Origin of the sequence: Acinetobacter sp. IRS14 (genome assembly GCF_034650275.1) — a bacterium.
In the GTDB taxonomy this organism is placed as follows: domain Bacteria; phylum Pseudomonadota; class Gammaproteobacteria; order Pseudomonadales; family Moraxellaceae; genus Acinetobacter; species Acinetobacter oleivorans.
The window spans coordinates 328,683-342,874 of record NZ_JAOVFN010000001.1 but is presented as its reverse complement, the minus strand read 5'-3'; the positions used below and the strand labels follow the sequence as shown (position 1 = coordinate 342,874).

Sequence of the window (14,192 nt, the reverse complement as noted above, 5' to 3'; positions counted from 1 at the left end):
GATGAAACTGAATTAACGTGCTTCGAAGTACATAGTAACTTCAAAACCAATGCGTAAATCAGTAAAAGCTGGTTTAGTCCATTGCATAAATTATCTCCGGTTCATATTAATCTTGTGAAATGAATCACTTGATTAAATCTTATAAGGTCATTAAAAATTTATTCTAAATAAAAAATTTGGGTTTGTAGACCACCCCTAGCCAAGATATTGTTCGATAATTGTGTTTTTTGTCCAAATTTTAATATTTCGAACATATTTGCTCGTTGAAGTTTTCATCAAACATTCATACTAAAAGCGTATTTTTTTATCCGTCTTAATTGATCAAATGATAAAAAAATGAAAAATTTAACAACACTTTTTAAAGTAACAACACTTTCTCTGGCAGTAACGTTATTGGCTGGATGTAATGACGATGATGATAATGACACCGCACCACCTGCTCAAAGAAGCAATCAAACCGTAAATATTTTAGCTTTTAACGACTTTCACGGAAATCTTGAGCCACCGAAGCGTTACGTCGAAGCACCAAATCCAAATGATGCTGCTCAATCTGTTCGTATTCCTGTGGGTGGAGTGAGTTACTTTGCCGATGCGATTAAAAAACTTAAAGCAGAAAATCCAAATAATGCTGTGGTTTCGGCGGGCGACTTAATTAGCGCCTCTCCTCTAACCTCTTCTTTATTTTTAGATGAACCGACCATTGAAGTCATGAATGATATTCAAATTGACTTTAATGCTGTCGGTAACCATGAATTTGACCGTGGTACAGATGAGTTACGCCGTTTAAAGAACGGTGGATGTCAGCAATATACAAGCACTGCGCCTTGCCAAATTAATAAAAACTTTAGTGGTGCAAAATTTGACTTCCTTGCGGCTAACGTAGCAATGAAAAATGATGCCAGTAAAACGATCTTTCCTGCATATAAAGTCAAAACTTATGGTGGAATTCCAGTTGCATTTATTGGTTTAACCCTTAAAGCAACGCCAAGTATTGTTTCTGCTGCCGGCATTAAAGACGTTGAGTTTCGTGATGAAGCCGATACGGTAAATGCCTTGATTCCAGAGTTGCAAAAACAAGGAATTGAAGCAATTGTAGTAGTGGTACATGAAGGTGCAGCGCCAAGTACGAAGCTTAATGAAAAAACATGTGATGGCTTAAGTGGTCCGATTTTAGGAATTTTGGATAAACTTAATCCGGCAGTTGATATTGTTGTTTCAGGCCACACACACCAATCTTATATTTGTGACTATGCAACCAAAAATCCCGCAAAACCGTTCTTACTTACCTCAGCTGGACAATATGGCACGCTCATTACTGACATTAAGGTTGAGCTAGATGGTAAAACTGGTGATGTGATTAAGAAGGATGCTAAACAAGTTCCTGTACAAAGTGAGGCCTATACGTCTGGCACAACCACGGTAAGCCTTACCGATCTCTATCAAAAATTTAGTAAAACCCCAAGCATTGAAGCCATTTTAGATAAGTACCGCCAAGCTGTGACCACCATTTCGAGCCGTGTGGTCGGAACTGCAACAGCAGTAGTAAGTCGTACTCAAGTCGAAAGTGGTGAAAGTCCGCTCGGTATTATGATTGCAGATGCTCAGCAAGCGGCTGCGTTAAAGGCAAGTAGCCAAGGCTCTGACTTTACCTTAATGAACTCAGGTGGTGTTCGTGCCGATCTACTCATCAATAGCAGTAACCAAATCACCTTTGGCGATGTTTTTGCGGTGCAACCTTTTGGTAACTCTATTGTGACTCTGAGCTTAACTGGCAAACAAATTAGAGATGTAATTGAACAGCAATGGTCAGGTGCAAATGCAAACTCAGCTAGAATTTTACAGCCGTCTAAAGAATTAACTTATCAATATGCGGCAAATACGTCTGTTTTACCACGAGCAAGTAACATCATGGTTGCTGGTTCACCGTTGGTTGAAAGTAAAGTATACCGCGTGACGGTAAATAGCTTCTTGGCAGATGGTGGTGACAACTTTACGGTATTAAAAGAAGGTCAAAACCGTATCGGTGGTGGTCAAGATATTGATGCCCTTGAAAGCTATGTCGCTAAGAATTCACCTTTAATTATTCCAGCGACTACTCGAATTAAAGTCATCAAATAAAAAATTTAATAAAAAAGGACAGTTTAGGCTGTCCTTTTTTATTAAATTTTTTATTCTGTATAGAGATTAAGTTCAATACTGCTGATATTAGTCCCTGTATTCGCAAAAATAACATCTATGACTTCATGCAGTAGCTCTTTCACTTTTTCATGTTCATAGCTAGTTGCTTCTGCGGTTTTTAGACAAATCAAGTTACAGCTCATTTTATCTTTTCTGATCTTATAAATACTTTTACTTTTTCCTAAGAACACCCTTTTGATGAGCTTGCGATTTTCAAATTCAGATAAGATTCGATAAATTGTTCCGAGCGTAATTTTATGTTCATTTTTAATTTGTGCATAAATGCTCACCGCGCTTAAGCCTTGTGGATTTTGATTTAAAATTTCAAAAACCTGTATTCTCGATTTTTTTATTGGTAGTCCATTTAATAATGATTTTGAAGTTGCCGTCATGATTAATTAGCCCTAATGTTGAAAAGTATAGAAATTCTTAAAATTATTTTGTCTACACTGGTTTGAAAATTATGGATATTTGTATAATAAAAAACAAAGCCTATTCCCCTACGAATAGGCTTTGTACTTAGTTTTAACTTAGAAACTATAAGTCGCTTTTACAAAGTAGTTACGTCCATAAAGTTTGGTATTAAATGATGCATCTTCATTTTCCAGATCAACATCGGTCAGGTTTTTTACGCCATAGTCCAATGTTAAACGTGGCGAAAGTGGTGAGGTAAATGTCACATCGTAAGTAGTATAGGCTGGTAACTCTTTACCACTAGATAACATTTGATGACCTACATAGCTTGCACCAAGATTCATACGATAGTTTTCAACAATAGACCATGAAAGTGAGCTATTAATTAACCATTCGGGACGTTCAGTAAGGTCTTTACCAGTTACTTCATTTTTAGCATCCAAATATGTTGCATTAGCTGTTATGCCTAAATCATCACTAAAGTCATATGCTCCGTTGAGTTCCACACCTTTTAGTTTTGCTTTAGCAACGTTGTCCCATTTATATGGATATTTGGTTGGATTTGGAGAATTAGGATTAGAAACACGTTCAATTAAGTTCTCAACATCATTTTCAAATACTGTAACGCCAGCATTCCAGTTTGGTTTACGAACAATTAAAGATGCTTCATAGTTAGTACTTTCTTCGGGTTTTAGATTTGGATTTCCTGTAATAAAACAGCTCCCCCCACAAGAAATTAGCTCATAATTTGCATCTAACTGATATGGTCCCGGAACTTTATAAGCTTGACCAACACCACCTTTAAGAATAACTCCTTCAGCGAGTTGATAAGCTAAATATGCTTTACCAGTTGCTTTACCATCAAAATTATCAAAGTCGTCGTAACGACCACCTAAAGTTAAGGTCAGTGCATCGTTAATATGGGTATCATTCTGAACAAATACTCCATAACTTTTCTGTTCAGATCCACCAGATGTGTATCCTACAGGATCTGTGATTTTCTGATCTTTATAATCAACACCAGCTGTGGTGTTATTCATCATCCAGTCAAAGTTAGCAAAAGCACGACCTAGTAAGTTTTCTTGCTTATAATTGCGACTTTGTGGAGCATTATATTCACTGTCATAGTCATAAATTTTAGCGGTTTCTTTTCCAATATAAGCTTCTGTTTTCCCCCAACTCCATTTCCCTCGATGAGTAATACCTACATTGGTTCGCTCATCTTCACCTTCTTGAATCGAAGATGCCGCATCTTGGGTAAGTGGTCTCTTATCTTTGGTATAACCTAAATCTAGGTCTAAAGTTTGTTGATCATTGATATCCCAACTTAAAGTCCCATGTACATTCTTAGTGTCTTTTTCTACAAAATAGGCGCCATTTGAGTCCGGTTTACCATTTCGATACCACGCATCACGGTTATAAGAATCACCAGAAAGAGAAAAACTAAGATTATCGGTTAAGCCACCGTATAGGTTAAAGCCATATCGGAATTGATCTTTACCATTCCCACGGTCGGCTCGGTTATATTGCCCAAAGACCGAACCATGAAGCTCTCCATTTTCAGCTTTCTTGGTAATAATATTAATTACACCACCCATGGCATCAGAACCATAAAGCGATGACATTGGTCCGCGAATCACTTCAATTCGTTCAATACTATTTAATGGAATTGAACTCCAGTCGAAGTCATTGCCCCGCCACATTGCTCCCAAGGAAGATGTTCTTTTTCCATTGATTAGAATTAAAGTATAACTACCAGAAGTATCTTGCATCCCTCGGATAATAATTTTGTCCTGTCCGCTGTTGTAGTTATAAACCCCAGCTTGTTTTTGTAAAACATCAGCAAGACTCAGCGCCGCACTGCGTTCAATCTCTTCACTTGTGATCACACTAATGGATGCAGGTGCTTTATCTACGTCTTGTTCTTTTAATGCAGCAGAAACCACAATAGTTTTAAGTTTTTGAACTGGTTCACTATTACCCTGCTGTTCAATATCTGTATTTGCTTGAACGGCGAAAGGAAGCAGTGTTGAGATGGCGACCACCAGCGCCTTTTTCGTTAACGTCATTTCTCGGCCCTTATTCTGGATAATGATTACCACATGATAATTATTATCATTTATGATGTGCCGAGCATCATATACGCATGACTTTTACTGATCAAGATAAAAATAATTATTAGTTATATAATGATAATCATTATTGTTTGTGCTGTAAAAAAGCGTTACCATTACACTTTCGTGTGCCTAAAAACCTATTTAAAACAATCTTAAAGTAGACATAACAATGCTCTCTCGATTTTTTATCTATCACCCTATCTTTGTTTCTGTCGTTGCAATCACTATTCTTATTTTTGGTTTTCTTGCCACTTTAGCAATGCCTGTCGAACGTTATCCCAACCTTGCTCCACCGGGTGTTACGGTTGTTGCGAACTATCGTGGTGCAGCTGCTGACACAGTCGAAGAAAGTGTGACCCAAATTTTAGAACAACAAATAAAAGGTCTGGATAATTTGCTTTACTTTACGTCCTATAGTGAATCATCAGGAACGAGTAGCATTGATATCCATTTTAAAATTGGCACAGATATTGATAAATCACAGCTCCAAGTACAAAACCGAATTAATGGTGTATTAAACCGTTTACCTGAGGAAGTTCAAAGGCAAGGTGTAAACATATGGAAAACCACGGGCGATATGCTACTTATTGTGGGGCTATATGATGAAACTGGTAAAACCAGCAATATTGATTTGTCTGATTATATGGTGAATCACTTTGAACAACCTTTAAGTCAGTTGCAAGGCATTGGTGAAGTTAATGTTTTTGGTTCAAGCTATGCTATGCGCATTTGGTTAAATCCAAATCAGCTTAGAAATTACCAACTTGTGCCGAGTGATATTGAAAAGGCCCTCGAAGATTATAACACTCAGATTGCTGCGGGTTCGATTGGTGCAATGCCCTCTGCTTCTGACCAAAATATTTATGCAAAAGTAAAAGCAGGTTCGCGTTTAAAAACAATAGATGACTTTAAATCGGTGGTGGTTAAAGCAAATGTTGATGGCAGCCTTGTTTATTTAAAAGATGTCGCGAGAGTCGAATTAGGGGCAGAAAATTACGAAAGTATTAATACGCTTAATGGCTATCCATCGGCAGGTTTAGGGATTTCTCTAAGCCCAGATGCCAATGCAATCGAGACTTCTGCCCTTATTAAAGAAAAAATGGCTCAGCTTAGCCAGCATTTACCAGCTGGATATAAAGTCGTTTATCCTCGAGACAATACACCATTTATTGAAGAGTCAATTAAGCAGGTCATGATCACTTTGCTTGAAGCAATCGTGCTTGTTGTTATTGTGATGTATCTCTTTTTACAAAATTGGCGTGCAACTCTTATTCCAACCATTACGGTTCCCATCGTCATTAGTGGCACATTTGTGGTGTTGTATTTATTTGGAATGAGCATTAACACACTTACCCTATTTGCCCTAGTTTTAGCGATTGGGTTATTGGTTGATGACACCATTGTAGTCGTGGAAAATGTTGAACGGCTTATGCACGAACAACAGCTAAGTGTACGTGAAGCTTGTTTAATGTCGATGCAAGAGATTAGCGGCGCATTGGTGGGTATTACACTGGTCTTAACCGCGGTATTTATCCCAATGGCTTTTTTTAGTGGTTCGACGGGTATGATTTACCGTCAGTTCTCTATTACATTAGCAGCAGCCATGTTGTTATCGCTATTTGTAGCCATGACCATCACACCTGCAATGTGTGCAGTTCTATTAAAAAAACATAATAAAAAACCGAAATGGGGACAAATGCTTGAGCTTGCTCTTCAAAAAGTCAGATCAGCTTTTAGTTTTTTATCTGTTCGTTTAATCCAGTTCAAAATATTTTCCAGTCTGTTGGTTGTGGGCATCGCGGTTATTCTATTGATGATTTATCGCAGTTTGCCTACAAGCTTTATTCCAAATGAAGATCAAGGATTACTTGCAGTTCCCTATAGTTTGCATAACAGTGCTTCAATGAGCCAAACCGAAGAAATTGGAAGACTCGTCAATAATTATTTCTTTGAACACGAAGGTAAAAATATTAATACCGTACTGGTCGTAAATGGACAAAACTTTTCAGGGAGCGGTCCAAATTTAGGTATGGCCTTTGTTTCGCTTAAACATTGGAATGAGCGTAAAGGAGAAGCCAATACGGCGAGTGCTATTCGTGAACGTGCTCAAGCATATTTACAAAAAAACTTGCCCGCTAAAGTCATGGTAGGAATGCCACCAAGTGTATCTGGTTTGGGTCAATCTGATGCTTTAGAACTTTGGCTTAGAGATGTAAATGGTCAAGGGCGTGATGAATTAATTAAACAATATAAAGCCTTAGAAAAAGAATCTCGAAATTATTCAGCCTTTGAAAATCTAAGCCCTCTTGTGAGTGAAGATAAAGCTGAAGTATTTATTCAACTCGATCAAAATAAAGCCAAAATGTTAGGAATTGACCAACAAGTAATTCGTTCAACACTATCGACTGCTTGGGGTGGAAACTATGTTGGCGATTTTGTTGAACGAGGCCGAATTAAGAGAATCATTATGCAAGGTGATTCAGAGTTTCGTTCTAAACCTGAAGATTTAGCGTATTGGCATGTACGAAATAACTCAGGTGGAATGCTTTCCCTCGCTCATTTTGCACAAAGTCAGTGGACAGGTGGTCCAGAAGCTCTTACCCGATTTATGGGGCTAGCTGCCATTCAACTTGAAGCAAATGTCAGCTCTGGCTTTAGCTCAGGTCAGGCCATGCAACAGCTAAGTGATATGGTCAGTAAACAGTCTGGTATAGATGTCGCATGGAGTGGGCTTTCGTTGCAAGAGCAACAATCTAGCCGCCAAGCAATTTATTTATATCTCATTTCTATTTTGTTTATTTTCTTATGTTTAGCTGCTTTATATGAAAGCTGGAAAGTTCCTTTTATTATTTTATTAGGGCTTCCCCTAGGCATTACAGGCACTATTATTTTTGCTTGGATTTTTAAGTTACCTAACGATGTTTACTTTCAAATTGCTCTATTAACAGGTATTGGCTTATCTTGTAAAAATGCGATTCTCATTGTTGAGTTTGCGACTCAAGCACTCAAACAGGGAAAAAGTAAAATCGATGCGGCAAGTGAGGCTTTAAAGCTGCGTTTACGCCCGATTCTGATGACATCTCTTGCCTTTGGTGCTGGTGTGGTTCCTTTAATTTTCGCCACAGGTGCAGGCGCTGCGAGCAGATATGAAATTGGAATGAGTGTATTTGGTAGTGTTGTTTTTGGTACTTTACTAGTGCCGCTATTTACTGTGTTCTTCTTTGTTATGGTTCATAGTTTACCGAGTTTGCAGTGGTCAATGAGCAAACCATGGCTGAGTCGAACTTTGAGATTTAATAGCCGTATTAAAAAGGACAATACATCCTTTTAAAAGTTAAGATAAAAAAATGGCAGATATTAAATCTGCCATTTTTTTATCTTTCAATTTAAGCGACTAGCTTATCAATCCAAACCTCTAGTGTTGGTTGTTCAGCTAAATCTTCAAAGCTTACCTGTGCGCCGTAAGCTTGCCATTTACCGACTAATGTCATGAGTCGTACAGAATCAAGTCCAAGCATGAGTAAATCATCATTTAACTGAATGTCTGAAGCTGGAATCTGAAGCTGTTCACTCACTGCCAAAACAATACCTTCTTCAGTGAGTGGTGAGACTGCCTGTTCAAGCGCCCAAGCTCGTGTGACTTGCTGAGTTGTCATGACTTGCCCACAACGTGTACTTGTATATTTTAAAGCCATATCATGTTCTTCACGGCTAAAATCAGCAAGTGCATCTCCACATAAAAACGGCTGAATATTTAGCATAAAGGCTTCTGCCGCACTCATGAGGCAACCAATATGGGCATAAACACCACAAATGATGAGTTGATCGCGGTTTGACTCACGCATAAGTTGTTCGAGTGGAGAAAATTTAAAAGCGCTATAGCGCCATTTTGTTAAGACAGTATCATTTTTATCAGGCGTAATTTCCGGCAAAATTTGGGTAATATATGGGTCATCTTTTAGACCAGTTCCCCAAAAGTCCGTTAATAACTGGCGATGTTCAGGTGTCTGGTTACCGGGCTGTGCGGTATAGACGACAGGGATATTAAACTTACGCGCAGTTTCAATCAGTTCTTTGGTATTTTTAATAAGCTCTGGAATAGGCGCTTGAGTTTGATCATAAAAATCTAAAAAATATTGCTGCATATCATGTACCAATAAAACGGCGCGATCGGTATGCAACTGCCAATGTGTTTTATTCGCGGTAAATTCGTGCGCTTGTGGCATGTTGTAACTGGCAATTTTAGGAATACTCATCAAATTTTTCCTTTTTTATCTTTAAGCAAGAACATTAGTGTTGGTTTCAAATTGTTGACGTAATCTTTTTTTGTCGATTTTTCCAAAGGCTGTATATGGAAATTGCTCGATAAATTCGACTCGATCGGGAATTTTGTAGGTAGCAAGTCCATAGTCTTTCAGATGTTGACGAACTGACATTGCAAGACGAATTGGGCTTGGATCATCAGCGTGTGCTTGCCATGCAACAAAAGCACAGCTCTTTTCACCCATAATCTCATCAGGCATAGCAACCAATGCTGCTAGGCGAATTTGTGGATGAGTTAATAAAGCTTGTTCAACTTCTTCGGTCGCAATTTTTTCACCAGCGCGATTGATTTGTTCTTTTGAACGCCCTTCCACAACAATGCAGCCATCTTCTCGAATACGTACTAAATCACCTGTTCGATAAAAACCATCCGGTGTGAAAGAACGTGCATTGTGCTCCGGTGCTTGGTAATAGCCACGAATGGTATAGGGACCGCGAGTAAGCAAATGCCCTACCTCTCCAGCTTCTACTGGCTGATCATTATCATCCAGTACTAAAATTTCATCATCTTGCGAAATTTTTAAACCTTGGGTATGGATAATTTGCTCTTTCGTCATGTCAAAATGGGTGTAATTCACCAGCCCTTCAGCCATGCCAAAAACTTGTTGTAGATTGACTTGGAACTCATCAATCAAGCGTGTGGCAACTGCATCGGGTAAACGCGCTCCTCCGACTTGCAAGCAACGTAGAGTCGACAATATTGGATCTTGATCTTTTGCCGCTTTATCCATCCATGGGCGAACTAAGGCAGGAACCAAGCACGCATCAGTCACACCGTGTTTTTTGATCAATGAAAAAGCAGTTTCAGGGCTTGGGTCAGTGCCTAAAACCACAGCCCCGCCCGAATAAAAAATACCTAAAGAACCGGCCGAGCTCATTGAAAAGTTATGCGCCGCAGGTAAAACCATGAGTAAGCGTGATGACTGATTAAGACGGCAGATTTTTGCGCTCTCACGTACGCTATATAGATAGTCGTCATGGGTACGTGGAATCAGTTTAGGAACACCGGTACTTCCACCTGAAAGTTGTAAAAAAGCAACCTGATCTGCCGTAGTTGGTGAGATGGCTTCATCCAAAATACTGGTTTCTTTTAATAGATTTTGAACCGCTACAAACTTGTCGGCATTTCCAAGTACAAATACATGTTGTAAGCAAGGAGCAGTTTGCTGAAGCTTTTCGGCGAGCTCTCGGTAGTCAAATTTTTGTGCACCAAAATCAGCACAGAAATAAGCTTTTGCTTGAGTTTGTTTGAAAAAACTACTGAGTTCTGCATAACGATGTGCAGGTAAAGACATAACAGGTAAAGCACCAAGCCGAATAAGTGCAAAAAATAAAACATAGAACTGATAGTGATTTGGCATTTGTACAACCGCTTTATCACCAGCTCTTAGTCCATGTTCATATAAGTGGCTTGTGCAGTAATCAACTAAATGATCAAACTCAGCGTAACTAACGGCTTTATCACCATCATATATTGCTATGTTTTGCGGGTATTTTTGAGCACTTTCACGCAAGAAATCACTCAAGTTTTGTCCAAGCCAATAACCTTTTTTACGGTAAATCTCTGCAAATTCTGCTGGATATGGCACGGCACCATCCAGATAAACCTGTGTTGTCATGTGTTTGGTCCTTGTATTGGCAATTGATTTAGTGAAATCTGGAATCCGTCCAGTACAGTACGAAATTTAGCGGCAGTTTCAGCGTGTTCAGCTTGTGGTCGAGAAGCTTCAACAATGCCTGCACCGGCAAATAAACGGGCAATGTTTTGATAAATTCGGGCACAGCGAACAGTCACCGACCATTCACCATTACCTTGTTCATCTGCCCAACCCATAGTTCCTGCAAATAATTCACGATTAAATGGTTCAAGTTGCTGAATTAGTTCTTTTGCAATTGGACTAGGCTCCCCACAAATTGCAGGTGTTGGGTGCAAGCGTTCAATTAAGTCAAAAACATGAGTATCGGCTTGCTTAAGTTCGCCAGTAATGTGTGATGCCAAGTGCCAAAGGCGTTTAGTACGAATGAGGGATGGTTGCTTAGGTACTTTTAACTCCTTACAAAAAGGTGTGAGCTCATCGGCAATCATTTCGATTACGAGTGCGTGCTCATGTTGATCTTTTTGTGACGCAAGTAATGCTCTGGCGTTGTTTTGGTCTAGGGTTGGATCGTCATCACGGGCCAATGTGCCAGCAACCGGTTTACTCCAGATTCTTGTATTTTGCTTTGCAATTAAAAGTTCGGGGCTTGCACCGACAAACCATCCTTCACTTTGAGGATGCCTCGCGACTGCATAGTTATAGCCTTCGGGATTATGCTTAGCTAAGTTATAAAATAAGTCCGAGACGGGAATATTTTGTTCAAACTCAAGTTGTAAAATACGAGCAAGTACGGCTTTATCGAGTTTTTTTGCTTGCATTTGTTGAACTAAATACTCAACTTGCTGTTGGTAATGTTCACCTAAAGGGAAATAATCCGCCTTTTCTAAAGATAAACAACCAAAATCAATATCAGACTGTGCATAGAGTACTTTCTGATAGATTTTTGCATTTTGCATAAGCATTAAATTGACATCGGCTGCCGAGCAAAATGGTAGTCCACCCATAATTTTGACATCTTTATAACCGTCATTCATTGCAAGTTCTAATTGAGCTCGCGCTTCATCTAACCAATCTTTTAAAAGGCTATTTTTAGCAACTTGAATATCACGTAATTTTTGATGACTATTGATGGTGTATTCTGGCGTTGTGAAAATAAAACCTGCGTCATTTCCACAATTTAAAATTTCTTGGGCTAATGCAACGCGGCTTTCAGTAAAATTTTCTCGTTGGATAAAATACGGATGCTGTGCCGACATCTCGCAACTCCTTATACAGTTATTTTGTTGTAATGAATGAATGTTTAAACGCCTAAAGTGGCTCCTCCATCAACCACAATTTCTTGCATGGTAATTTGTGCAGCTTGATCAGAAAGTAAAAAGCTGACTGTATTGGCAATATCTTCAGGCTGGGCTAATTTTCTTAAGGGAATGCCTGTACGGTATTGGCTTAAATCTCCATCGATTACCGCAGGCGGAGGTGAATTATCTGTCCAAAGCTGCTGCTGCATTTGAGTTAGCGTAGAGCCTGGTGAAACAATATTAAGCCTTACTTGATGAGGTGCAATTTCAAGCGCAAGATTACGGCAGTAATGGCTCAACGCAGCCTTGCTGGTGGCATACATACCAAGTTGTATACGTGGCATACGTGAACTATTCGAGCTAATCGTGACAATACTTCCCTGCTTTTTTTCACAAAAATGCTTGGCAAGTTGTTGACTAATTGCAATAGGTGCCATGACATTTACAGCGAAAAGTGTTTGCCAGTCTTCTGTCTTTGCTTCAAGCATAGAACGCATAATCAATACGCCCGCTGCATTCACTAAACCCGTTACGCTATGTTTGTTTAAAATATCTTTAATGAGCTTCGCTGTTGTTTCTTGATCAGTAATATCTTGCTGAAAGCCTTCCCAACGTGTGATTTCACTGTCTTGTAGCTTTTGAGTGACTTCCCATTGTTCGGGTTTTTCCTGTCGGTCGATGCCGATGACTTGATACCCTTGCTGCAATAATTTTGTTGCAATAGCAGCTCCAATACCTCTTGCAGCACCTGTGACTACGATGGTAGAGCTCATGTTTTACTCCAGTTTGAAACGAATAGTAAATTTCGCCACATAATTGCAAATAATTATCATTATTATCAAGTGCGATAAATATCAAACATAAGATTACAATCTAAATCAAGTTATTTATTAACCAAGAATTTGACTTATTTAATTGATTTTTAATACTTTTAATAAAACACGTCTTTTTTTATTGATTATAATGATAATTGTTTGCATTTACTAATGAGAATCATTTTGTTAATTTGACCGCGCTTTCTTGTCGAGATGGACTCAAAATGAAGCCATTTTCTCATCCCTTACATCCCCTATTTCAACAACTCAATGTTGGGAGTGAGGTCTGGTGGAATACCATTAAAAAAATAGGTAGTCCGCTAGTTAACCTACAAAAAAATAAAGCGCTCTGTACCTTTGTTTGGCGTGGTCCTGAGCCTAAAGAAAGTATCTTTGTCTATATTGATATTTATTCACAAAGCTCTTCTATCTATCAAAAGTGGAATCGATTTAGCCATATAGCTGGGACAGATGTGTACTTCTTTGAAATAGAGCTGCCGTTAGCTTGGACTGGTAGTTATGTTGTAGTGACTGCTAGTGAAGAAGCACCAGAAACAGATTGTTCGGTAACACGCCGCTTATGGTGGCAGACACAACTTAAACAAAATGCTCAAATTGACTCATTTAATCAAAATGAGTTTTATATGGGACATCTGGCCCGATACATCAATCAAATTCAACTCGAAAACACAAAATCTTTAATAAGCAATTGCCCAATTACAAAGACATTCCAATGGTCAAGTCGCTTATGCCAACAAGACTATTTGGTCGACATTTTTATTAGTCATCAATCGGCTCAAGAAGTCTTGCCTCTCGTTATATTGCTTGATGGCCAAATCTGGAGTCGAGAGCTTTCAATTCTGCCCGAAATTCAACATTTGACTGATTCAAATAAGATTCGTCCAGCAGTTTATGTTTTTGTTCATAGTTTAAATAGTCAACAACGCCAACAAGATTATGGTTGCCATGATGCATTTAGTCAGGCGTTGGTTGATGAACTCATTGAAACGCTTCTAAAAGAATATTCTTTTATTTCTAAAACAGACATTACGTTATGTGGTCAAAGTTTAGGTGGTTTATGTGCTTTACATAGTACTTTGTTGTTCCCGACCATTTTTACTTCCCTGATTTTGCAGTCTGGATCTTATTGGTGGTCAGATTTTTCGAACAGTACGTTAGGTCAAAAATATAAAGGAAATATTTTAGAACTGCTTCAAAACCGATCTCATCCATTATCAAAAACAACTCGAATTTATATCAGTGCTGGCACGTATGAAACCGATATGCGGGACGATGCCCTTCAGCTTTATCAACAATTGCAATCATTCAATCAAGTGAGTTTTCACACTTTTCAGGGCGGACATGATGCCGTGAACTGGCGTACTGACTTGCTTAAGGCATTGCAACAAACTCTTTCACTATAACCATTTGTTTCATCAAGGATAACAA

At 38.8% G+C, this 14,192-nt stretch carries 10 protein-coding genes and 1 pseudogene; 3 read left to right on the top strand and 8 right to left on the bottom strand.

What is annotated here, in order from left to right; genetic code table 11:
• Positions 1-12: 12 nt before the first annotated feature.
• On the bottom strand, positions 13-87 hold the full coding sequence (pqqA, locus tag ODQ17_RS01615) for a pyrroloquinoline quinone precursor peptide PqqA (RefSeq protein ID WP_001982218.1): 75 nt from the start codon (positions 85-87) through the stop codon (positions 13-15).
• A gap of 249 nt (positions 88-336) precedes the next feature.
• Between pqqA and ODQ17_RS01610 the strand changes: the two genes are divergently transcribed.
• Entirely contained in the window at positions 337-2,118 is a 1,782-nt protein-coding gene (locus ODQ17_RS01610) for a bifunctional metallophosphatase/5'-nucleotidase (RefSeq protein WP_322901295.1), read from the top strand.
• Positions 2,119-2,168: 50 nt separating this feature from the next.
• On the opposite strand, the gene ODQ17_RS01605 is transcribed toward ODQ17_RS01610, so the two are convergent.
• Both ODQ17_RS01605 and ODQ17_RS01600 read right to left on the bottom strand, forming a co-directional pair.
• Positions 2,169-2,570 carry a transcriptional repressor gene (locus ODQ17_RS01605; RefSeq protein ID WP_005305185.1) on the bottom strand — a complete coding sequence of 134 codons (402 nt, stop codon included), beginning with the start codon at positions 2,568-2,570 and terminating at the stop codon, positions 2,169-2,171.
• A gap of 138 nt (positions 2,571-2,708) precedes the next feature.
• A complete protein-coding gene (locus tag ODQ17_RS01600; protein WP_322901292.1) occupies positions 2,709-4,661 on the bottom strand; it encodes a TonB-dependent receptor plug domain-containing protein in 1,953 nt (650 codons plus the stop codon).
• A gap of 217 nt (positions 4,662-4,878) precedes the next feature.
• Between ODQ17_RS01600 and ODQ17_RS01595 the strand changes: the two genes are divergently transcribed.
• Positions 4,879-8,040, top strand: a complete 3,162-nt coding sequence (locus ODQ17_RS01595) for a multidrug efflux RND transporter permease subunit (RefSeq protein WP_322901291.1) — start codon at positions 4,879-4,881, stop codon at positions 8,038-8,040.
• Between the two features lie 55 nt (positions 8,041-8,095).
• Here ODQ17_RS01595 and ODQ17_RS01590 read toward each other — a convergent pair whose 3' ends face one another.
• From ODQ17_RS01590 to ODQ17_RS01570, 5 genes and pseudogenes are all read right to left on the bottom strand, one after another.
• Entirely contained in the window at positions 8,096-8,284 is a 189-nt protein-coding gene (locus ODQ17_RS01590; RefSeq protein WP_235823111.1) for a phosphopantetheine-binding protein, read from the bottom strand.
• Positions 8,285-8,314: 30 nt separating this feature from the next.
• Positions 8,315-8,965, bottom strand: a pseudogene (locus tag ODQ17_RS01585) (isochorismatase family protein); the annotation flags it as partial.
• 21 nt (positions 8,966-8,986) lie between these two features.
• Positions 8,987-10,651: a (2,3-dihydroxybenzoyl)adenylate synthase gene (locus tag ODQ17_RS01580; protein WP_322901290.1), complete on the bottom strand. Its 1,665-nt coding sequence runs from the start codon at positions 10,649-10,651 to the stop codon at positions 8,987-8,989.
• A complete protein-coding gene (locus tag ODQ17_RS01575; RefSeq protein ID WP_322901288.1) occupies positions 10,648-11,886 on the bottom strand; it encodes an isochorismate synthase in 1,239 nt (412 codons plus the stop codon). Before ODQ17_RS01575 ends, ODQ17_RS01580 begins: the two co-directional genes overlap by 4 nt.
• Before the next feature lie 44 nt (positions 11,887-11,930).
• Positions 11,931-12,701 (bottom strand): SDR family oxidoreductase, encoded by a 771-nt coding sequence (locus ODQ17_RS01570; RefSeq protein ID WP_322901286.1) that lies wholly within the window; start codon positions 12,699-12,701, stop codon positions 11,931-11,933.
• 266 nt (positions 12,702-12,967) lie between these two features.
• On the opposite strand from ODQ17_RS01570, the gene fes reads away from it, so the two are divergent.
• Positions 12,968-14,167 (top strand): enterochelin esterase, encoded by a 1,200-nt coding sequence (gene fes, locus ODQ17_RS01565; protein ID WP_322901284.1) that lies wholly within the window; start codon positions 12,968-12,970, stop codon positions 14,165-14,167.
• Positions 14,168-14,192 lie beyond the last annotated feature (25 nt).